We start from the raw sequence: 21,871 nt of genomic DNA, 5'->3' as shown, positions 1-21,871 counted from the left end.
AGTTTGTCCACCACAATGGATCATCACATCATTCATTTATCGAACGGTATCCGCGTTCTTTTGAAGCCTGCAGATACGGTTGTATCCCATGCCTGTATTTTAGTCAACGCAGGAACACGCGATGAACGTCCTGAACAATACGGAATGGCTCACTTTATCGAGCACTTGTTGTTTAAACGCACGGAAAGACGAAATACAAATCAGATTCTGAATCGCCTTGAGCTCGTAGGGGCAGACCTTAATGCATACACAACCAAGGAATATACGTGCGTGCACGCATCCTTTTTAAAGGAACATTTGTCGCGCGTACTAGATCTTTTTGAAGATATTATTTTCCACTCCGTGTTTCCTGAATCAGAGATGGAAAAAGAGAAAAGCGTAATCCTGGACGAAATAGCATCTTACCAAGACAGCCCTGAGGACGCTATCGCAGACGATTTTGAAGATATGTTGTTCGATCAGCATGCTTTGGGCCATAATATCTTAGGAACCAGCGAATCACTGAAGGCGATAACCAGACAGGATATTTTCCAATTCTTGAAAGAAAATTATTGTACTGATCAAATTGTTTTAGCAATAACCGGGCAATATGATTGGAAGAAAATAAAAAAATTAACAGAAGGCATATTAAGCAATATTCCCGCAAATCTTTCTGCACGGGAGAGAAATATGACAATTAATTATAAGCCAATACAACGAAAAATTGTGAAACCAATTGTACAGGCGCACGTGAGTTTAGGAAATGTAGCCTATTCTTTACACGATGATCGTAAGGTTGGCTTAATGGTATTAAACAATTTGCTCGGCGGAATGGGAATGAGTTCTAGGTTGAATCTCCAAATCCGTGAAAAATATGGAATAGCTTACACCATTGAATCCAATTATACACCATACACGGATACCGGAATATTTTCCATTTACTATGGTACAGATGGAGACAAGGCCCATCAGGCTCAAAGGCTAGTCAATAAAGAGCTTAAAAAGCTACGCGATACCAAACTGGGAAGCTTACAACTCCATCAGGCTAAGCAAAAGTTTATCGGCCAGATTGCTTTAGGGGAGGAGAATCGGATGGGAGTGCTTATTTCGATGGCAAAAAATTTGCTAGACTATGGCAAGGTAAACACGCTGGAAGAAGTAGTAGAGCAAATAAATAGGGTGAGTGCGGAAGAGCTTCTGGCAATTGCAAATGAAGTATTCGAAGACGCAAAACTTAGTGAGCTCGACTTTATCCCGGAGCAGGAATAGCTATATAGTGGCCTTTTACGTTTTGACTTTTGACTTTTTAATTTTTACTTTGCAACATGAAGTTACCCATAGTAGCATACGGAGATCCGGTATTAAAACGAAAAGCTATCGATATAGATAAAGATTATCCTGAACTGGAGAATCTAATAGCAAATATGTTCGAAACGATGTATGCTGCCCATGGTGTTGGTATAGCTGCACCGCAAGTCGGGCTTTCTATCCGACTCTTTGTCGTGGATGCGTCTCCTTTTGCAGAAGATGATGCCCCTGAATTGAAAGATTTTAAAAAAGTGTTCATAAATGCGCATATCGAAGAAGAAGAGGGAGAGAAGTGGGAGTTCAATGAAGGTTGCTTAAGTATCCCTGATATTAGAGAAGATGTAAGTAGGCACTCCATTATACATATAAGGTATTTTGATGAAAATTGGGTAGAACACCGTGAAAAATATGATGGCCTTGCCGCCAGGGTTATTCAGCACGAGTACGACCATATTGAAGGTAAACTGTTCACTGATAGATTAAGCGTATTGCGTAAGGCGATGTTGAAGTCTAAACTGGACGCCATTTCAAAGGGCCATGTAAAAGTGGATTACAAAATGAAGTTTCCTGCTCTTAAAAAGAAACGCTAAACTTATCCGCCAATGATGGGCAAAGAAAGTTTGTAGCGTACAGAAATGATTCGGATAATAAAAATAAGCGAAGCACTTAGGAAAGCATTGAGGTTGTCGTCCATACCAAAACTTGATAAGACAATAAATGAAATAGCGCCCGATAGACAGGCGGTGGCATAAATTTCCCGCCTAAAGATAAGTGGTGTTTCATTCATTAAAGTGTCGCGCGTTACCCCACCCATTACCGCGGAAAACATACCCAATACAATAGCTGCGATCTCGCTGCTGTCTGCAGCAAGTGATTTCTGCAGACCGACAATGGTAAAAAAGCTGATACCCAAGGCATCAAACATAAACAAGGTCCTTCTCAGTTTACCAAGGTATCGGTGCGTTGTGATGGCGATAATAACACCAATCAAAATAGCTAGAAGGTAGTTTCCGTCATCTACCCAAACGGGGCGTGTGTTCAAGAAAATATCCCGTAAACTACCGCCGCCAATAGCAGTGACAAAACCGGTAAAGGCAGCACCAAAGATATCTATCTTGTGATCAGCTGCCGTCATCGCTCCGGAAATAGCAAAGACTAATGCACCGATTAAGTCTATCTGATAAAGTAAGTCCACAAAGGCTATGTTTCTTTATTACTAAACTAGCTTTTAAATACTAAGTTTGCAATAGCTGATAATAGCTTTTCGCCGGAATTACTTTTGCTCCCATGGATCGGAGATGCTCGCTTTCGATCTGGCAGTCTATGAGTTCAAACCGATTGGAGGTGCAAAGTTCAATTAAGGCTAACTTACTGGCATTCGGTGCTAATGAAAACATGCTTTCGCCGCAAAAAACATGGTTTCTTTTTCCGCAGATAACCCCATATAAGCCGCCTACTAATTGTTCCTTTTTCCACACTTCCACTGACATGGCAAAGCCCTCTTGGTGCAAGTTAATATAGGCCGTTTGCATATCTTCCGTAATCCAGGTTCCCTGTTGGCCCTTTCTGGGGCTCAATGCACAGTGACGAATAACCTGTGCGAAAGCTGAATTATAAGTAATCCGATAGCTATTGCTGCGCAGTTCCTTACGCATGCTTTTGCTGATTCTTAAATCTTGTGGCAATAGTATAAAACGATTGGGGGGTGCATACCATAATATAGGTGTGCTTTCATCATACCAAGGGAAGATCCCTTGTGCATAAGCACATCGAAGGCGTTCTGTTTTAAGGTCGCCTCCGATTGCAAGTAAGCCATCCTCCTCGGCTAATAAGGGATCCGGAAACCAAAAATCCTCCTCGTTAAGTTGAAAAAGCATGTTTAGCTAATAGCTGGCCTAATCCTCTTGTCTCGGTTCTTTACTTATTTTTTCAAAAAGCTTATCCATCCGTTCCACATATTCGTTTGTATCATCTACAAAAAATTCAAGTTGAGGAACAATGCGAGCTTGGTTCTTAATACGACCTCCTAATTTATATCGGATTTCACCGGCATGACTTTTTATGTTCGCAATCGCCTCTTGCACGTTTTTCGCATTGAGGAAACTCAGGTAGATGCGAGCAATGGCCAAGTCGGGTGTCACCCTTACTCGTGTCACTGTCACCAGTGTATCAGGAGCCCATACCATCCCTTCCCTTTGAAATATATCAGCCAAATCTTGCTGGATTACACTAGCAAAACGTTGTTGTCTTTTACTCTCTGTTGATGCCATGTTTTCAATTTCTTTTATGAATGATTAATATAACAAATTATTGTACGGGTAGCGGGCTGTATGAATTTTGATTACCTTGTCGTATAAGAGCTGTCGGAATTCTTCAACGTTCTTTTTTTCTGTGGCAGAAATGAAAACGGCAGGGCTGCTGTGTTTAGCCATCCAACTGTTCTTAAAATCGTCAATAGTGATGTTTTTCTTCGCCTGCTCATCGCCGTTATCATCACGCGCTACTTCGGCAGGTTTGTAAGCGTCAATTTTGTTAAAAACGGTAATCACCGGTTTGTCTATTGCACCTAAATCTTTTAATGTCTCATTTACGGTATTAATGTGATCTTCAAAGTTCGGATGTGAGATATCAACCACGTGGACCAAAATATCAGCTTCACGAACTTCATCCAAGGTTGATTTGAAGCACTCCACTAAGTGATGTGGAAGTTTTCTGATAAATCCAACGGTATCAGATAGCAGAAATGGCAAGTTGTCGATAACAACCTTCCGAACAGTGGTATCCAGTGTGGCAAATAATTTATTCTCTGCAAAGACTTCCGATTTTGAGATCATATTCATGATCGTCGATTTGCCGACGTTCGTGTAACCAACTAATGCAACGCGAATTAGTTCACCTCTATTTTTCCGTTGGGTTTCATTTTGCTTATCAATCTGCTTTAGCTTTTCTTTTAATAAAGAGATCTTGTTTAAAATCATCCGACGGTCACTCTCAATCTGGGTTTCACCGGGTCCTCTCATTCCGATACCACCTTTCTGACGTTCCAGGTGGGTCCACATTCGCGTCAGACGAGGAAGTAAATACTGCAATTGAGCGAGTTCGACTTGTGTCTTTGCCTGCGCCGTTTTTGCGCGGTTAGCAAATATGTCTAGTATGAGATTGCTCCGATCCAGTATTTTAATCTTCAGTTCATTCTCGATGTTTCTTAGCTGAGAAGGGCTTAGTTCGTCATCAAATACAACTATATCTGCTTCCTCCGCGTTTACATATGCTTTAATTTCGTCTAATTTTCCACTGCCTACAAATGTAGCTCTGTCCGGCTTTTGCATCCGTTGTGTAAAAGTATTGATGGTCTCGCCTCCTGCGGTTTCGACAAGAAAAGCGAGTTCCTCGAGATATTCTTTTTCCTGATCTTCCGTTTCATTGGGTGTTATGATCCCCACTAAAACAGCCCGCTCAGGCTTTATTGCTGTGTCGTATATTTTTCTTATCGCCATAGTGTTCTTATGGAATTAAAATTACTAATAATAGTTCTATAACTTATGTTTATACGCAATTTTAACAATACATATAAACGTTCTTTCTTCATTGCTTATGAAAGAATCGTGCCTGAAACATGGATGAATACGTTGAAATGATTTTTATCAGTAGGTGAAACCCATACCTATCAAAATACCGCATTTGCGCCCAGGTTCTTTTGGCAGCGATAATATGATATGGAAGGGATTACATAACTGATACTTATTATAGGGTGAAATGATTTAATGGTACAAAGATACGACTTTTGCTTTAAAAATACATGTTATGAAATTTTATCCCAACTTATTCCTTTACTTTGCACCAGAAGGTGATCGCGAAGTAACCGATTTTTCGGGTCTTCAAGCTTCGGATCTTGTTTAAAGATATGAATCACTAGATTTCTCGCTTCTTGCAGCAAAACCTGATCAGTGCTTAAATCGGCTAGTTTAAGATCTAATATACCACTTTGTTGTGTGCCGGCAATATCTCCCGGGCCTCTCAGCTTAAGATCGGTTTCTGCTATCTCGAAACCATCGTTCGTTTTAACCATAGTACTTAGCCTGAGTTTACCCTCTGTACTTAGTTTGTTGGAAGACATCAGGATACAAAAGGACTGCTCTCCGCCTCGACCAACCCGACCACGTAGCTGATGCAATTGTGATAAGCCAAATCGCTCTGCATTTTCAATAATCATGACGGTAGCATTCGGCACGTTTACGCCAACTTCTATTACAGTAGTGGCAACCATAATCTGTGTTTCTCCTTTTACGAAACGCTGCATCTCAAAATCTTTATCTTTAGCCGGCATCTTTCCGTGGACAATGCTGATTTTGTATGTTGGAAGAGGAAATTCACGAGCTAGGTTTTCAATTCCTGCCTCCAAGTGCATTAGATCCAGTTTTTCGCTTTCTTTGATTAATGGATACACGACATATACCTGTCGTCCTTTAGCAATTTCATCCCGCATGAAACCAAACATCCTTAATCGGCTACTTTCGAATAAATGAAGCGTTTTGATGGGCTTCCTACCGGCGGGGAGCTCATCAATCACAGATACATCCAAATCCCCATAGAGCGTCATGGCCAAGGTACGAGGTATAGGAGTCGCCGTCATAACAAGCATGTGCGGAGGTGTTTGATTTTTGCGCCATAATTTGGCCCTTTGTTCAACACCAAATCGATGCTGTTCGTCAATTACGACAAGCCCTAAATTCTTAAATTGTACGGTATCTTCAATAAGCGCATGGGTACCAACCAATATGTCTAAAGATCCGTCTAGTAGGTTTTCGTGAAGAATTTTCCGCTCCTTTTTAGGCGTCGATCCACTTAACAGTTTAATGGAAACAGGTAAGTCGCCAATTAAAGAAATTAAACCGTTAAAATGTTGTTGAGCAAGAATCTCGGTAGGGGCCATCATACAAGCCTGACAGCCGTTGTCGACAGCCAACAACATAGTCATGAGTGCTACCACCGTTTTTCCACTGCCCACATCTCCTTGTAAGAGGCGATTCATTTGCGCTCCCGTATGCGTGTCATGCCGAATTTCTTTAATTACCCTTTTCTGTGCGTTTGTTAGCGGAAATGGTAGGTGCTCTTGATAGAAGGCGTTGAAATTACTTCCAACTTTATCGAATATATGGCCTTTGAACTTATGGGTCTGAAGCAGCTTGTTTTTTAACAATTTCAATTGTATAAAGAATAGTTCTTCAAACTTTAAACGTCTTTCAGCTGCCTTTAATTCCTCTACACTGGACGGGAAATGAATATGGGTGATCGCTTCTGCTTTTGAGATCAAATGCTGTTCTTTTAGCAGGTAAGATGGCAGGTTTTCCTCCATTTTTTTTGAAGCCCAAGCAACTAGCCCTTCTTGCAGTCGTTGAATCCCCTTTGTATCTAAAAAGGATTGCTTGAGTTTTTCGGTTGACCGATAAACGGGTTGTAAACTTGGATTACCCACGTTTTTATTAGCCGCATTATATAGCTCCATCTCCGGGTGCGTCATAGACAATTGGCCATTAAAAAGGGTAGGTTTCCCAAATATAACATATACCGATCCGATTTTCAGACTCTTTTCCAGCCAACGGATGCTCTGAAACCAGACAAGCTCCATTAGTCCGGTTTCATCTTTAAATTGCGCAACCAGTCGTTTTCCTCTTTTCTGTCCTATCTGTTCTACGGCGGTTAATCTACCGAGAATTTGGACTGATGGCATGTCCGGATGTAGATCCTTTATCTTATAATATTTCGTTCGGTCGATATAACGGAAAGGGTAATAGTGTACAAGATCGCCAAAAGTATATATTGCCAGTTCCTTTTTGAGCAAATCTGCCTTTTGTGGACCGACACCTTTTAAGTATTCTATTGGTGTATGTAAACCATATTCAATCACAGGCATCCGTACCGACTTTGCAACTAGGCTTTCCAGGCAATACAAGAAATTTCAACATCCACTCCTTTAGGGAGCCCTTTTACGGCAATCGTTTCCCGTGCCGGGGCATTCTCCGTAAAGTATTCACCATAAACTTCATTTACTATATTGAAGTTAGCCATATCTGTTAGGAAAATACTCGTTTTAACCACATCTGCAAAAGAGTAACCCGCTTCCTGCAGAATAGCATGTAGATTTTCCAGCACTTGTTTGGTTTGTCCTGCGATACTGTCTAGAACTAAATTGCCCGATTCGGGAGATAAGGCTATTTGGCCGGATATATAGAGTGTATTGCCTGCTTTAACCGCTTGATTGTACGGACCAATGGGGGCAGGGGCGTTGTTTGTATTAATGATTTCTTTCATTTGATCTAGCATTAATTGAGGAAAAACCAGTCGATCAATTTATATAGAACTCCAAGTAGAAAGAGAACAATAGCTATTTTATTGATAGCATGCATTACCTTCAAATTGAAACTCTTTTTGGAGTTATTCTCTTGGTTCTTCTTTGGGAAAAAGTACATGTTACGAAATTAACCCAGATCGATGAGAATTCAAAGAAAAAACCCTCGGAACATTGTCCCGAGGGTTTCTATAATAACCTGCTTAATAGACAGGATTATTTTTTGAATTGTACGTTACGGTTCAACTGACGACCTTCTTCAGTAGCATTAGATGCAACTGGTTTAGTTTCGCCGTTACTTACCACATTGATTTGTGATGCAGCAACACCAGAGTTAACTAAGTAATTTTTAACAGAGTTAGCACGGTCTAAACCTAACTGGTAGTTGTACTCAGTTGTTCCTTCTTCAGAAGCATTACCTTCTAAAGTAAGTGTAGCACCGCTAGCACGTAAGTCAGAAGATACTTGATCTAAAGTTGGGTAAGAGCTGGTTTTCAATACAGAGCTATCGAATTCAAACTGGATGTTAGAATAAGAACCAGTTGAAAGAGCTGTTGTATCAGGCTCAGGGAATTTAATTGGACATCCTGATCCATCAACTTGCGTACCGGCAGGAGTGTTAGGGCATTTGTCGAATTTATCGGCAACACCATCACCATCTGAGTCAGTGCTTAACGCTTGAACAGTTGATTCAAGAGCGCTTACACGTTGTTTCAACGCATCAACTTCGTTTCTCAATTCCGGATCTTTCAACTCATCGTAAAGAGTAGCTACCGGATTAGCCCAAGTCAAATCTTGTTTGTCTTTGCTTCCTAATGAGAACTCTAAACCAGCATGAGTATAAGAGAATTTGTCGTTGCTGGTTCTGCCTTGTACTGGCCCAAATAAATATTTGGTATCAACAAAGTTCATGGTATAACCTAAATCCAAAGCTACGCGATCAGATAACTTGAATTTCAAACCTAAACCAACTGGAACAAATGCTTCACGAGTGTAATCTTTGTCTCCTTGGAATTCGCGGTCGCCAGCGCTTTCACCCCAGTTACCTTTGTTATCCCATGCAGTACCGGTTCCGTCATTGTTAGAGTACATTACTGGGTTGAAAGCCATCAATCCGTAACCTACACTTGCATAGAAATTAACCGAATTTTCTCTTCTTAGGAAATCGATTGTAGCAAATTGGAATACACCATTTAAGCTAACAGCATATTGTACATCAGTTTCTGCTGATTGATACTGTTGTCCATTCCAAGCATTTGTTGTTGCAAATGGTTCAGCATTATGTGTGAAAATACGTCCTCTGTTAGCATCTAATTGCAAACCGAACCAGCTCGAGAATTGCTTACGTACGTTAATTCCGTAATATTCTCTAACAGGCGCTTCAAATAGTCCCACTTTGTTACCAAAAGCGTTAGATCCTCCAATCAATACATTTGGAGTGGTTATACCGCCATTGATACCAATGGACCAAGTTCTGTATTGGCTTCTTCCGCCAAATACTTTAGCATCTTGTGCTTGAGCTGCCCCAGTGAAACCTAAGGCGGCAATCAAAGAGCAAGTAACTGCTTTTTTGATTGTAGAATAGTTCATACTTCGTTCTTTTAAAGGTTAAACAGTTTTAATTGTATAATTTGTATACAAAAATAGTTATTAGTTTTATTCATGCAACAATAGCAAATACTATTCCAAAAAAAAAGACGGGCTCAATTTGTTGTTGTTAGCCCTTTTTGAATATATATTGCACCATTTGTTGTTGTATAAACGCTTGTTTTAAAGAGTCTTGCGGCTGCCACGGCTTGTTTAGATAATTATAGACAAACTGAAAAATGGCCGAAAAAAAATAGCAAAAAAATGTCTACTATTGCTACAATATTGACTCAAATATAGTACAAAAACTCATTTTTTGCCGTTTCTGATCAATTCTTTCACCCTTTTAGCGAGTTTAATCTTCAAGTATATAAGAGCCGCGATTCCCAAAACGCTCACCGCCATGATGCTATACTGTTTACCATTATAAGATGCAATGGTACAATACGCAAGTACAAGAATCCCAATATTTAGAAAAATATTATAAAGAATTTGTTTCCCCATTTTTGTTTAATATACCTCCATATCCGGCTCAAAGGTGTCACGCCAGGCGAGAATGCCGCCTTCTAAGTTAGAAAGATTTGTATATCCCTCTTTTTCTAGCATTAGAATAGCCTGGGCGCTTCTCTTTCCGCTTCTGCAATGCACTACAACGGGTTTATCCTTGCTGATTTTATCTTTCTCGATTAAGACTTGAGCAAGTGGAATATTTTCGCCTTTCAGATTGGATGTTTCATATTCGAACTCCTCACGTACATCTATCAGTTGAAAATCTTCATTCCGATCAATCTTCTCCTTTAGCTCCTCGACGGTTATTTCTTTCATGATCTATCTTTTTAAGAATTAATACTTGTAATCGTCAAAGCTAGGGAATTTGTTTAACTTTATTACCAAACTTAGTTAAACTTTCTTGTATACAGGAATCGGTCTACCGGTAATTTGCTTGCCTATGATATTGATCGATCTAATGACAAGTGACATTTAGGTAATTTACTAAGGAGATTAAAATTATTGCAATATTTATGTATAAAACAACAACCCCTTTGAATAAGCTTTCCTTCGTTCTCTTTTTAGTGTTGGGAGCTTGCGCCAGTCAGAAGAAAGAGCGTATTGTTAGTGTCGATCAACAAGAGGTCCATCGAATTATTTCGACGTTAGCAGATGATCGATTGAAAGGCAGGGCCGTGTTTACTCCTGAAATAGAGGAAGCCGCAACTTTTATTGAAGGGGAATTCAAAAAGGCAGGGCTACAGCCATTGAAGGCAAATGAAAATGACTTTTTACAGCGCTTTCAGGCCACTCAAATAAAACCTTCTCTTTGTGAGATTTTGTTAGACGGAAAGGAGCTGGACAGTGACGCCGGTTTTGTTCTAAGCGACCAGGCGGGTCTTAACTGGAATACCGATCCGGAAGTGCGGATTTTGTCCATAAGTGCCAGCGACAACTTTCGAAAGAAATATAAGGAGATTTCACAGCAAGATATCAATGCCATCGTTTGTGTTGACGAGAGTTTTGTAAAGGAATTTAATTATTTGAAACAGCATGCTGATAACGGGAGAATCTTATTAAATACCGATCAGAAGAAAAAAGGTTCACTTGTTTTTGTACTAAGCAAGGAACAGCCTAAGTCCTTTCGAATTAACTATACGGGTACGGTGGAGAATAAGGGACTCGCTAATGTAGTTGGTGTGCTGCCCGGGAGATCAAAACCCAACGAGTTTGTTATCTTCTCAGGGCATTATGATCACATCGGTATCCTAAAACCGATTGACCGGGATTCTATTGCAAATGGAGCCGACGATGATGCATCGGGAGTCACCGCGGTAATCAGTTTGGCAAATATTTTTGCCAAGCAAAAAGATAATGAACGAACATTGATCTTCGCTGCTTTTACAGCTGAGGAATCGGGTGGTTATGGCTCACAATATTTTTCTAAACAGCTTAATCCGGATCATGTTGTGGCCATGATAAATATTGAGATGATTGGAAAGGATGCTAAGTTTGGGGCTAATTCCATGTATCTCACCGGCTTTGAGAAATCCGATTTGGGTAAGATTCTCCAGAGAAATGTGAAGGGGACGGGTTTTTCTTTTTATCCGGACCCTTATCCTGAACAGAACCTTTTTTATAGAAGTGATAACGCGACCTTGGCAGCGCTCGGCGTTCCCGCACATACAGTTTCTACGGTTCAAATAGATAAGGATAATTACTATCACACCGTGAAAGATGAATTAGAAACTTTAGATATTAAGAACATTGTTTCCTCTATTAATGCTGTTGCGTTAGGTGCGAGATCAATTATAGCAGGAAAGGAAACGCCCACGAGGCTGGAGCCGTTAAAGAATTAAAGATCTTCTGCTATGAGCAGGTAGTCGGTTTGGAAATGAATTTCAAAGAAGCCGTCTGCTATGGTCTTGTATGCCTGATCGTGTTTTTTTTCCAACCCCTCTGTATGGAAAATAGCATCGCTGGCAAGTATGTAGACGTTTTCGCTCGCTGCCTTCCACTTTTTGAAACCAGATTTAATCGCGAAGATTTTCTGCTTACCGTTGATAAAAACCAGGTTGATAAGAGAAGCGAATTGTTGGAATAGATCCATCGAAAAGTCTTGTGAGATGATATTGACTGCATGATACCCTTTTTCAACAAGATAATTTAATGCGTCTTTTTTAAAAGAGGAAGGGTTTCCGAAAAGCATGGTAACTCCATCTTGTTCGATCCTGTGCTCGTCATTTGTAATGACAACATCGATATGAATGTCGTTTCTCGATAGCCATTGCGCACTGTCTTTATTAGCGATAACTGTTGGTGCCCATTCCAATAACTGTCCAAGAAGTTCATAGCTTAGATCGGAAAAAAATTCCACTATTAAGGCAGGTTCCTGCTTCTCTTTTACTATATGGTGGGAGGACATATTAGTGGAATTAAAAAGTTCTATGTTTGGGAAGGATGATAAGACCGTTTTAAAGTCCGTAGAGATTATTTCACGCTACGGACTTTTATAATATCTATTGATTTAGCACTTCTACAATCGGACTGCCTATACTTCCATTTGGCTCTTGAATATGTAAGAGACCAGCCACTGTAGCAGCGATATCTGTCATTTCAGTAATACGATTGGTTGCGCCGTGTTTGATTCCCCAACCCATCCATACCAAGGGTATATGCGAGTCGTAAGGATTCCAGTTGCCATGGGTCGTACCGGTAGACTTGGCTGATCCGCTATACCATTGTGGCTCAAGGACAATTTGAATCGCGCCGCTCCGCTTATAGTTATAACCGTTAATAATGCGTTCTTTTATTCGCGATGGTATAGCGGCTTCTGATACCTTGTCCATTTCTGCTACAAAAGCAACGCCCTCTAAATTCCGTAGGTATTTTACCGCTTCGTCACAAATTGCTTGCCGATCAAGATTTCTTTCATTGATAAGCGTGTTATTTAAATGAACCTGATAATTTGATAAGCTGATAACCAATTTGTCCGTATTAAACTTCGCTTTTAACTGTTCATTCAATCCTTGCTGTGCTGTTTTGGAATTGAAATACCCGCCATTACCTTGTTGGTCCATGAAGTACTGAGGATTATGGGCGGCACCATGGTCGGCCGTTAAAAATACAGTATATTGCCCTTGTCCAACGGTTTTGTCGAGGTAACTAAAGAAGTCTTCCAAATCTTTATCAAGACGGAGGTAGTTGTCTTCAACCTCTATTGAATTTACAGCGAATTGATGGCCTATTTTATCGGGAGATGATATGCTGATTGCTAAAAAATCAGTAAAACCGCCGGGATTGTTTCCCAATTCTTCATTGCTAATAGCGGCTTTTGCCAAATCGAGTGTCAACGTATTTCCATAAGGTGTCGTAGCAACCAAGCCTATTCCATTTTCTTTAAGCAGTTGAGACGTTTTAACAGGGAAAGTTGGTGATTGAGTACCTTTAAACTTTCCTTCATACGGATTATTGTCTTCAATGCTCTGTTTATAGGTTTCAATAGGGTATAACGTATTCCAGTCTTGTTTTAAATACTTTTCCGCAAGTTTTTGTTTGTTGAAATCTTTCACCCATTTAGGCAAGTCAGTCATATAGTATGAGCTACTGATCCAGTCGCCACTATTATCAAACCAATAAGCAGCATCAGCAAAATGGCCGGCTGGTAAAATAGCACCTCGATCTTTTATAGCAATTCCAATCACCTTAGAACGGAAATTGGAGGCTAATTTAAGTTCATCCGTTATGGTGGATGCCAGTAGGTTCCTTGGCGACATCTTGCCAGCTGCATTACCAACGGCTGTTCCTAATGGGATAACCGTTTCATCTTCCGTGCAATACATGCTTTTTCCTGTAGCTTGTATGATAAAGTCGTTCCCGGCAATTCCGTGGATAGCAGGTGTTGTACCGGTGTAAACCGAGCTGTGTCCGATGGCGGTAACGGTCGGGATATAATTAATATAGGTGTTTTCGCAGGAAAAACCGTTGTTTAACATGCGTTTAAAGCCGCCTTCACCATAGCGGTCGTAATATCGATATAAGTAATCCCAGCGCATTTGGTCCACCATAATCCCTACTACCAATTTAGGTCGATCTACTTCTTTGGATGTTTTTTGTTGGGCTTGCGCACTGTATAAGCTGATACAACAGCATAAAATTAAGAGTCGTTTAAATATCATATTTCAATTACTGTTTGTTTGCCGCCAAAATCGTAAATAAAGTTTTGAATTAACAACTTTGCGTGTGATTTTTCTGTTATACTAGGTTCGAAAGAATGATAAAGGGATCGGTCCCGACCGGCAGGCTCATCATCGCTAAATGAAAAAAGGCATCTGCCTGTTTAGGAGATGCCTTTTTTCTATTTGAATTTTTTAAACTAATAACCGAACGGGTTCTTCTAGCAGTGATTTAACAGTTTGCAAGAAAGCGGCCCCTGTAGCACCGTCTACTACACGGTGGTCACAGCTTAAAGTAATCTTCATGATGTTACCTGGGACAACCGCACCGTTTTTAACCACCGGTACCTGTTGTATGCCGCCAATGGCTAATATACAAGAGTCAGGTGGATTAATGATGGCGGTAAATTCGTCGACGCCGAACATACCCAGATTAGAAACCGTAAAGGTAGAGCCTTCCCAGTCTTTCGGCTGTAGTTTTTTGGCTTTAGCACGTTGTGCAAAATCTTTCACTTCAGCCGATATATGTGATAATGTCTTTCCATCAGCGAAACGGACCACAGGAACTAATAAGCCTTCGTCCACCGCAATAGCGACACCAATATTAACGTGCTCATTATAGCGAATTTTATCGCCCAACCAAGAAGAGTTAACATTAGGATGTTGTTTTAGCGCAACGGCAACAGCTTTGATGACTAAATCGTTGAAAGACACCTTAACAGGAGCAACTTCGTTGATTTTATTCCGTGCGGAAATAGCGCTATCCATGTCAACTTTCACTGTTACATAGAAATGTGGAGCAGTAAATAAGCTTTCCGAAAGACGTTTAGCAATCGTTTTACGCATTTGAGTCACAGGCTTTTCGGTAAACCGCTCTTCTCCGATAAATTGCGGAATAGTAACAGACTTACTTTCGGCGCTTGGAGCAGCAGCCGGTGCTTCAGTCTTTTGTTTAGCAGCAGGCGTGAAGGATTCGACATCCTTTTTGATGATACGGCCATTCTCTGCCGAACCTTTCAGTTCATTTAAATCAATACCTTTTTCTTTCGCAATTTTTCGCGCTAAAGGAGAAGCTTTAACTCGGGACGAGTCAGAAGAAGTAACTTCTTTGCTTTCCGCTTGGCTTGGCTCGTTTGCTGCGCTAGTTGACGCTTCTTCTTTTTTAGGAGCTTCTTGTTTCTTCGGTTTACTGCTTTTCTGTTTAAGCAAAGGCGTTACATCGGTACCTTCTTTTCCTACAATGGCAATAATATCATTAACTTTTGCTGCCTGACCTTTTTCTACTCCGATGTACAGTAAGGTGCCTTCAGCATAAGCAGTAACTTCCATGGTTGCTTTGTCCGTTTCTACGTCGGCAATTACATCATCACTTTTAATCTTGTCGCCAACCTTGAAATGCCATTCTGCAATTACGCCTTCGGTCATTGTATCACTCAGCAATGGCATAGTGATTACCGTTGCACCTAATGATTCAGCACTTACTTCTTCACCTTCATCTTCTGTTTCTTCCTGTGCCGGAGCCTCTTCTTCTTTTTTATCTTCTTTAGTTGAAGGCGAAGCGCCGCCATTACCATTAAGTAATGCCTGATAATCTTCTCCTTCTTCTCCTAATACGGCAATTACAGCATCGATAGGAACTGCTTCGCCTTCCTTAGGACCTATATATAATAGTGTGCCTTCCTGATAGGATTCAAAATCCATGGTAGCCTTATCGGTTTCAACCTCAGCAATTAAATCTCCTGAGCTAACCTTATCGCCTACCTTTTTATGCCATTTTGCAATTACACCTTCTGTCATGGTGTCGCTCATTTTAGGCATTCGAACTACTTCAGCCATAATATTATCTGGGGTTTTTTATCTATTTAAATTATTAAGATTGCACTCTTGTTAATCCATAATATATGGATAATCGTTCTGCACATACACGTCTGTATATAGCTCTTCCGGGTTTGGATACTCAGACTCCTCAGCAAATTTAACCGCTTCATCAACAATACGTTTTACTTCGGCTTCCTCCTGATCAAACCATTGCTCATCGGCATACTTATTCTCTATAATGGCGTGCTTAACCGCGGCAATTGGATCGCGCTCTTTATATTGTTCTAATTCTTCTTTTGTACGGTATTTGGCAGGATCCGACATAGAGTGTCCCTTATAACGATAGGTGCGAATCTCCAAAAACGTTGGTCCTTCCCCTTTTCTGGCACGCTGAACGGCTTCGTCCATTGCATTATGAACTGCTACAACGTCCATACCATCAACCGGAGCGCTTGGCATATCAAAGCCTAAGCCCATTTTATAAATGTCAATCATGTTAGTCGTCCGCTTAACGGAAGTACCCATCGCATAACCGTTATTTTCGCAAACGAAGATTACCGGAAGCTTCCAAAGCATTGCCATATTAAAGGTCTCGTTTAAAGACCCTTGTCTTACAGCTCCGTCTCCCATGTAACAAACGCAAACATTATCTGTACCATTGTATTTTTCGGCAAAAGCAAGACCTGCACCTAATGGTATTTGTCCTCCTACGATACCATGGCCCCCCGCGAAATTGTTTTCCTTATCAAAAAAGTGCATTGATCCACCCTTTCCTTTCGAACAACCCGTTACTTTCCCGAATAACTCTGCCATAGCCGCATTGGCGCTCATGCCTTTGGCAAGGGCATGGGCATGGTCACGATAAGCAGTGATCATGGAGTCCTCTTTACGAAGAACTGACATGGCACCTGCAACAACGGCTTCCTGTCCAATATATAAATGGCAAAAGCCTCTTATTTTTTGTTGACCGTAAAGTTGACCTGCTTTTTCCTCAAACTTACGCATAAGTAACATCGACTTATACCACTCTAGATATGTTTCTTTTGTTATTGGTGTTGAACTCATCGCTTTATGTTCGTGTACTTAATTTACTGGAAGGCAAATCTAATCAATTGTTGCGATATTCACAGAATGTACGTGAGAGAAAGTGAATTATTATTTGTTTTTCTCCTCCTTTTTTTATTCGCCTGTATGGTATATAGTACACATGTCAAAAAAATGTTAAAATTGTGTTTGCTTTTTTTGACAAAATAAAAGTTTTCATTTAGATTTGCGACACACCTGTTTTAGTGCATGGATAAACTTTTACATTAAAAAACAACATTGTTAACCTTAAACGGATAGTCAATCAAGCCAATGGGGGATAAGAATGACCTTCCTGTAAGTAAATTAACGCAGATGAAGACTGCATGTGCTCATGCAAGCTTCATTAACTGGAAAAATTTTATTCAAATGAAAAAAACGCTTTTGGTAGTATGCATACTGCTAGGTGCTCTGTCACTAAACCTTCAGGCCCAAACCTTAACTGAAAAAAATAATTCACCCGAAGATCCGGATAATTTAGCCAAAGAGTATTTCTCCCAAATAATGGGGATTGCTGCTTCAGCAACCACCAATACAAAGCTTTATCAGTTTGTTTATGATTGGATTGGCACACCCTATCGATTAGGAGGTAAAACAAAAAAGGGCATTGATTGTTCCAAGTTTGCCTACGAGCTATACGAAAAGGTGTTTAATACGTCGATCGGAAATAATTCAAGAAATATTTATACACAAGTTGATCCCATCAACAAAAATGAACTGAAGCCCGGCGACCTGGTGTTCTTCAAAATAAGAAGTAGAAGTATTACACATGTTGGCGTTTATTTGGGTGACAGGAAATTTGCGCACGCTTCTACCAGCAGAGGCGTTATGATTAGCAATCTTGATGAAGCTTATTGGAAGCGCTATTATTTCAATGGCGGCCGTATGAGCTTGAAAGCACAGAATGAGAATGCGTCGGAAGAGGAAGACGTTCTTCATTTAAATTAGCAATCGATTTTTCTAGAATCAGTCGGCTTGGCCTAATTCCACTGTTAGTAGTTTTCTATTTAGTGATTGCTCATTGGCTTATCACCTCAATTAGCCAAACGCGAGTTGGTGAGTGATGAACAAATGCGCATATCCATCCCTTTTACCTTAAAAAAAAATTTACTACTTTTATGCACAGGAATAATGCTATGGCAAGCGAAAAAATATTGATTTTAGACAAGGACCAGATTCAGAAAAAAATTACAAGAATTGCTTATCAGATTTTAGAAGATAACTTTGAAGAAAAAGAGATTGTTCTAGCGGGTGTTGCCGAAAGAGGATATGTTTTGGCCCGTCGCTTAAAAGAAGAACTAGCAAAAATTTCATTGGCGGTCGATGTCAAGCTTATCAACATTTCATTAAATAAAGTCAGTTCTACCCTGCAAGCAGAAACCGATATTTCGGTAAGTGAGGCGAAAGATAAAGTGGTAATATTGGTGGACGATGTATTGAATAGTGGGCGGACTTTAGCCTATGGTTTGGGTGTTTTTTTGAATGTTCCCTTAAAGAAGCTGAGAACGGCGGTTCTAATTGATAGAAGCCATCATAAATTCCCTGTTATAAGCGACTTCTCCGGGCACAAATTATCTACCATTCTTAATGAGCATGTTTCTGTGACACTCGAAGGTTTTGAAAACGAACAGGACGCTGCGTACCTGCATTAGATGAGTGCCCTCGGTAGGCTTCCGCCAGCAGTTGAAGGACCCTGGCGTCAACCCTTAATGCATAAGCAATATTTTATTTTTAAAGGCTATTGATCTTTAAAGTCATCCCTGGTTTGATAGATGAGCCATTTAAATTGTTCATTGCTTTTATATTATTGACAGTGGCTCCTCTGTATTTTTGGGCGATTCCGGAAAGTGTATCTCCTCTTTTAACTTTATAGGTTACGTAATTAACGGATTTTCTTTCCAAGCTCGTTTTTTTCCCTGCTGCATAACCCGGTTCGGAGATCTTTAAACGCTGTCCCGGAACAATGGCATTTCTCCTCAACCTATTCCAAACCTTCAAGTCCTGTACCTCGACTTGATATTTATTGGCAATTGAGCTTAAGCTTTCACCTCTTCTTACGCGATGATAAATAGCTTTTCTATCGGTGTTAGATGCTGTAATAACTTTTGCAGGAGCATCGGTCGGTGTATTTAAAGCTGCATACAAGCTGGCATAAGCGGTTTTATCTACCGCAGGGACGACTAAACGCTTCGGAGCCTCCGGTGTACCATTGATGATGCTCTTTTTATAGGCCGGATTTAGCGTGATCAATTGGTTCAGGTCGAGGTTTAACGCCTCTGCAATGCCTGATAATGGAATAAACTTATCGATCAAAATGACGTCGGTACCTTTCTCCGCTGTAAGGGCAGATCCGCTCCCGGAGGGTGTTGCAATTCCTAATACTTCATAGTTGTTTAGCACGAAGGTCATGGCAATAAAAGCGGGCACATAATTACGTGTTTCCTGGGGAAGATATTTTCGCACGGTCCAAAAATCAGGTTTTTCAATACCTGAGCGTTGTATCGCTCTGGCTACATTTCCTTTTCCGCAATTATAGGATGCTATTGCAAGTTGCCAATCGCCAAATTCGTTGTAAGCATCTTTTAGATAAGCCGCCGCTGCATAAGTCGCGGCATAGGGGTCTTTCCGTTCATCAACGTAGTTGTCTATATTTAAATTAAACGCTTTTGCCGTAGCAAACATAAATTGCCAAGGACCGGTTGCGCCCACCCTTGAGACCGCATGTGGATTTAAAGCTGATTCAATGATAGATAAATACTTTATTTCCTGTGGCAAATCCGTCTCTGCAAATACTTTCTCGTAAATGGGAAAATAGTACTGCGCTAACTCAAGCATTTTAGAAAGATGGTTTTTATAGCGCGGTGCCGTATAAGCATCTATATAAGATTGGACATAGCTATTGTACGTTAAGGGGATTACCTTTTGCAAAGTGTCCAGTTGCTTTTTTATATTTTGAGGGGCGAGATACCAGGAGAGATCGTGAGGGTGGGAATTTTTCCTGAGTGTAGAATCTTCGCTAGATAGAACATTCGAAGAGGCACTTAATTTCGAAGGTTCGTCGGTATCTTTGCTTGTTGTTGCCTGCGTCAATTGAACGCAAAATAGCATACCTACGGCAAATGCCGAAAATCTTTTCAATATCATGTCTTATATTTAAGGCTGTTGATTATCAAATCAGTTCATTATTGCTAAATACGTTAACATATTTTGAGCCACGCTCAAAAGAGGTTTGATAATAATTTCTTAAACAACGTTTTAATCAGCTCACTTAGTATAGTAAGTTGATTTTTTTTTGAAATAATAATAAAAAAAGCTGCTGCAACATGCTATATGTTACAACAGCTTATCCTTTATAAGAATGAGGGATTATTGTTTTTCCTCTTTAACTTCATCTTTCGTGGTTCCGGCTTGGCCCTCTTTAAATTCTCTCACACCGCGTCCTAATCCACGCATCAACTCAGGAATTTTCTTTCCACCAAATAATAATAACAAAGCAAGAACGATAATTGCTATTTCAGGCCCACCAATACCCAGTAACAAAATTGTGTTTAACATAACTCAATATTTAAAATCTTTATTCAATGACTACATTGTAGTTTTTATTCTTTCCTCAATATACGTAATCGTCTTACGTCCAGTTTACAAACTTATGTAAAAATGCTTAGATAAACAATTTTTTATCGTTTATCATTTCACCACTTGTATGGCTAATTTCCCGCTAACCAACTACTTGGGTTGATAGGCGAAGTTCCTTGCCACAGTTCAAAGTGTAAATCGGAAGTTCCTTCCGTCGCATCTACAGCTACTGTGCCAATTGTTTGTTTTACAGAAACCTTCTGATTTCTGGAAACACTGACCGTTTTCATGTTTTGATAGACAGTGAAGTAATTACCATGACGTATAATAACAGTATATTGATTTTGGAGTTGCACGATTGATGTTACAACACCATCAAATACGGCCCGTACGGCGGCACCTGCTGCTGTACGAATGGTTAAGCCGTTACTATTAACTTTAACACCTTTTCCATAAGTATATTGTCCGTAACCTTGCGTTACCGATCCGGAAGCTACCGGCCAGGGGAGTCGCCCACGATTACCTGTGAAATCTGCTGCTAATTTAGCCGCCTCTGGTGTTGACAAGAGCGCCTCTTTGTCGGTTTTTCTAGCGGTTGGCTCCGGAGCCTTCGCATTAGGGTTTTTCTTCGCCAACTCTGCTGCTCGTCGTCTTTCTTCTTCTTCTGCCTTTCGCCGAGCTTCTTCGATCTCTCTTCGGATAGCCGCCTGTATGGCACGTGCTAAACGCGCATCTTCCTGCTGCTTCTTATTCAGCTCTTGCTTATATTCTTTTTCCTTCTTGGTAAGATCGTTAAGCACTTTTGATTTAACAGATTTTTGGCCGTCGAGCGCTTGCTTCTCTTTTTCCTGGTCGCTCAGAAGTACTACTTTCTCCTTTTTATTACTCGCCAATTCGGCAATTTTTTGCTCAATACTTTTCTGCGTTTCCTCTATCTCCTTTGCTTGTTTTTTCCGGGAATCGCTGAATTGCTGAAGGTATTTAAGGCGCTTATACGCTTGATTAAAGTCGTTAGAAGCAAAAATGAACATCAATTTATTGTAAGCGCTCGAGTTGCGAAACGCAAACTGTACCATGGACGCATATCCTTTTTTGAGCTTCGCCAATTCATTCTGCAAGGAGCGGATCGTATTGGTATTTTTGGCTATCTGGCTCTCTATTAAATTGACTTCGCTATTAATCGTTTTGATTTTTTTCACCCGTAGGTTGATTTGGGCGTTAAGGGCATTTACCTGTTTGAGCGATAATGACTTGTCTTTTGATGTAGAACGTAAAGTTTGATTCAATAATTCTATTTCACGTGTAAGGGCCTCCCGCTGCTTTTTCAACTGTGCGCTCGACTGTGCCCAACTAGATAGGCCTATCCCCATAAATAACAGCAAACAGCATATTGACTTTATCCGAATCATTCTCTTCTTCAAATCATTGATGATGTATTACATTACATCGTTATTTTAACGTATTTATTGCCAACGAAAGTACTAAAATATTTTTATCTCGATAAACA

The 21,871-nt window shown here is 40.3% G+C and carries 22 protein-coding genes; 5 read left to right on the top strand and 17 right to left on the bottom strand.

The genetic code is table 11. The annotated features are described in order from the left end of the window. Positions 1 to 15: 15 nt before the first annotated feature. Together FKG96_RS02760 and def are read left to right on the top strand one after the other, a co-directional pair. On the top strand, positions 16 to 1,248 hold the full coding sequence (locus tag FKG96_RS02760; RefSeq protein ID WP_130854737.1) for a pitrilysin family protein: 1,233 nt from the start codon (positions 16 to 18) through the stop codon (positions 1,246 to 1,248). Between the two features lie 56 nt (positions 1,249 to 1,304). Then, the gene (def, locus tag FKG96_RS02755; RefSeq protein WP_013664460.1) at positions 1,305 to 1,877 is read left to right on the top strand and encodes a peptide deformylase; all 573 of its coding nucleotides are present in this window, start codon (positions 1,305 to 1,307) and stop codon (positions 1,875 to 1,877) included. 2 nt (positions 1,878 to 1,879) lie between these two features. Here the strand turns inward: def and FKG96_RS02750 are convergent, their stop codons facing one another. The 10 genes from FKG96_RS02750 to FKG96_RS02715 all read right to left on the bottom strand — a co-directional run bounded on the left by FKG96_RS02750 (position 1,880) and on the right by FKG96_RS02715 (position 10,048). Beyond that, a complete protein-coding gene (locus FKG96_RS02750; protein WP_013664459.1) occupies positions 1,880 to 2,482 on the bottom strand; it encodes a trimeric intracellular cation channel family protein in 603 nt (200 codons plus the stop codon). A gap of 40 nt (positions 2,483 to 2,522) precedes the next feature. Next, positions 2,523 to 3,164, bottom strand: coding sequence for a leucyl/phenylalanyl-tRNA--protein transferase (gene aat, locus FKG96_RS02745; protein WP_130854738.1), 642 nt, complete (start codon positions 3,162 to 3,164; stop codon positions 2,523 to 2,525). Between the two features lie 18 nt (positions 3,165 to 3,182). Further along, on the bottom strand, positions 3,183 to 3,557 hold the full coding sequence (rbfA, locus tag FKG96_RS02740) for a 30S ribosome-binding factor RbfA (RefSeq protein WP_130854739.1): 375 nt from the start codon (positions 3,555 to 3,557) through the stop codon (positions 3,183 to 3,185). 24 nt (positions 3,558 to 3,581) lie between these two features. Beyond that, on the bottom strand, positions 3,582 to 4,784 hold the full coding sequence (hflX, locus tag FKG96_RS02735; RefSeq protein ID WP_013664456.1) for a GTPase HflX: 1,203 nt from the start codon (positions 4,782 to 4,784) through the stop codon (positions 3,582 to 3,584). A gap of 305 nt (positions 4,785 to 5,089) precedes the next feature. Continuing rightward, entirely contained in the window at positions 5,090 to 7,201 is a 2,112-nt protein-coding gene (gene recG, locus FKG96_RS02730) for an ATP-dependent DNA helicase RecG (RefSeq protein WP_130854740.1), read from the bottom strand. Between the two features lie 17 nt (positions 7,202 to 7,218). Next, on the bottom strand, positions 7,219 to 7,599 hold the full coding sequence (locus FKG96_RS02725; protein WP_130854741.1) for a RidA family protein: 381 nt from the start codon (positions 7,597 to 7,599) through the stop codon (positions 7,219 to 7,221). Positions 7,600 to 7,610: 11 nt separating this feature from the next. Next, complete coding sequence (locus FKG96_RS27165) at positions 7,611 to 7,757, bottom strand: DUF6728 family protein (RefSeq protein ID WP_309010511.1); 147 nt, start codon at positions 7,755 to 7,757, stop codon at positions 7,611 to 7,613. A 95-nt stretch (positions 7,758 to 7,852) separates the two neighbouring features. After that, the gene (locus tag FKG96_RS02720) at positions 7,853 to 9,226 is read right to left on the bottom strand and encodes an OmpA family protein (protein WP_130854742.1); all 1,374 of its coding nucleotides are present in this window, start codon (positions 9,224 to 9,226) and stop codon (positions 7,853 to 7,855) included. A 306-nt stretch (positions 9,227 to 9,532) separates the two neighbouring features. Next, on the bottom strand, positions 9,533 to 9,727 hold the full coding sequence (locus FKG96_RS27160) for a DUF6358 family protein (RefSeq protein WP_013664452.1): 195 nt from the start codon (positions 9,725 to 9,727) through the stop codon (positions 9,533 to 9,535). A gap of 6 nt (positions 9,728 to 9,733) precedes the next feature. After that, a complete protein-coding gene (locus FKG96_RS02715; RefSeq protein ID WP_013664451.1) occupies positions 9,734 to 10,048 on the bottom strand; it encodes a rhodanese-like domain-containing protein in 315 nt (104 codons plus the stop codon). Between the two features lie 197 nt (positions 10,049 to 10,245). On the opposite strand from FKG96_RS02715, the gene FKG96_RS02710 reads away from it, so the two are divergent. Further along, entirely contained in the window at positions 10,246 to 11,571 is a 1,326-nt protein-coding gene (locus FKG96_RS02710) for a M20/M25/M40 family metallo-hydrolase (protein ID WP_130854743.1), read from the top strand. Here the strand turns inward: FKG96_RS02710 and FKG96_RS02705 are convergent. The 4 genes from FKG96_RS02705 to pdhA form a co-directional block, all read right to left on the bottom strand. After that, positions 11,568 to 12,137 carry a hypothetical protein gene (locus tag FKG96_RS02705; protein WP_013664449.1) on the bottom strand — a complete coding sequence of 190 codons (570 nt, stop codon included), beginning with the start codon at positions 12,135 to 12,137 and terminating at the stop codon, positions 11,568 to 11,570. The genes FKG96_RS02710 and FKG96_RS02705 overlap by 4 nt on opposite strands. Positions 12,138 to 12,231: 94 nt before the next feature. Beyond that, a complete protein-coding gene (pafA, locus tag FKG96_RS02700; protein ID WP_130854744.1) occupies positions 12,232 to 13,890 on the bottom strand; it encodes an alkaline phosphatase PafA in 1,659 nt (552 codons plus the stop codon). 192 nt (positions 13,891 to 14,082) lie between these two features. Further along, entirely contained in the window at positions 14,083 to 15,723 is a 1,641-nt protein-coding gene (locus tag FKG96_RS02695) for a pyruvate dehydrogenase complex dihydrolipoamide acetyltransferase (protein WP_130854745.1), read from the bottom strand. A gap of 51 nt (positions 15,724 to 15,774) precedes the next feature. Continuing rightward, complete coding sequence (gene pdhA / locus FKG96_RS02690) at positions 15,775 to 16,770, bottom strand: pyruvate dehydrogenase (acetyl-transferring) E1 component subunit alpha (RefSeq protein WP_013664446.1); 996 nt, start codon at positions 16,768 to 16,770, stop codon at positions 15,775 to 15,777. A 387-nt stretch (positions 16,771 to 17,157) separates the two neighbouring features. On the opposite strand from pdhA, the gene FKG96_RS02685 reads away from it, so the two are divergent. Next, a complete protein-coding gene (locus tag FKG96_RS02685; protein ID WP_041387987.1) occupies positions 17,158 to 17,736 on the top strand; it encodes a C40 family peptidase in 579 nt (192 codons plus the stop codon). A gap of 188 nt (positions 17,737 to 17,924) precedes the next feature. After that, the gene (locus FKG96_RS02680; RefSeq protein WP_013664444.1) at positions 17,925 to 18,440 is read left to right on the top strand and encodes a phosphoribosyltransferase family protein; all 516 of its coding nucleotides are present in this window, start codon (positions 17,925 to 17,927) and stop codon (positions 18,438 to 18,440) included. A gap of 79 nt (positions 18,441 to 18,519) precedes the next feature. Here FKG96_RS02680 and FKG96_RS02675 read toward each other — a convergent pair whose 3' ends face one another. From FKG96_RS02675 to FKG96_RS02665, 3 genes are all read right to left on the bottom strand, one after another. After that, a complete protein-coding gene (locus FKG96_RS02675; protein ID WP_013664443.1) occupies positions 18,520 to 19,932 on the bottom strand; it encodes a LysM peptidoglycan-binding domain-containing protein in 1,413 nt (470 codons plus the stop codon). Between the two features lie 222 nt (positions 19,933 to 20,154). Next, a complete protein-coding gene (locus FKG96_RS02670; RefSeq protein WP_013664442.1) occupies positions 20,155 to 20,343 on the bottom strand; it encodes a twin-arginine translocase TatA/TatE family subunit in 189 nt (62 codons plus the stop codon). Positions 20,344 to 20,495: 152 nt separating this feature from the next. Beyond that, positions 20,496 to 21,773: a murein hydrolase activator EnvC gene (locus FKG96_RS02665; RefSeq protein ID WP_242627116.1), complete on the bottom strand. Its 1,278-nt coding sequence runs from the start codon at positions 21,771 to 21,773 to the stop codon at positions 20,496 to 20,498. Positions 21,774 to 21,871: the final 98 nt, after the last annotated feature.

It is taken from the genome of Olivibacter sp. LS-1 (genome assembly GCF_008245145.1).
In the GTDB taxonomy this organism is placed as follows: domain Bacteria; phylum Bacteroidota; class Bacteroidia; order Sphingobacteriales; family Sphingobacteriaceae; genus Olivibacter; species Olivibacter oleidegradans.
The sequence above is the reverse complement of the archived record's forward strand: the minus strand, read 5'-3'. Positions and strand labels throughout refer to the sequence as shown.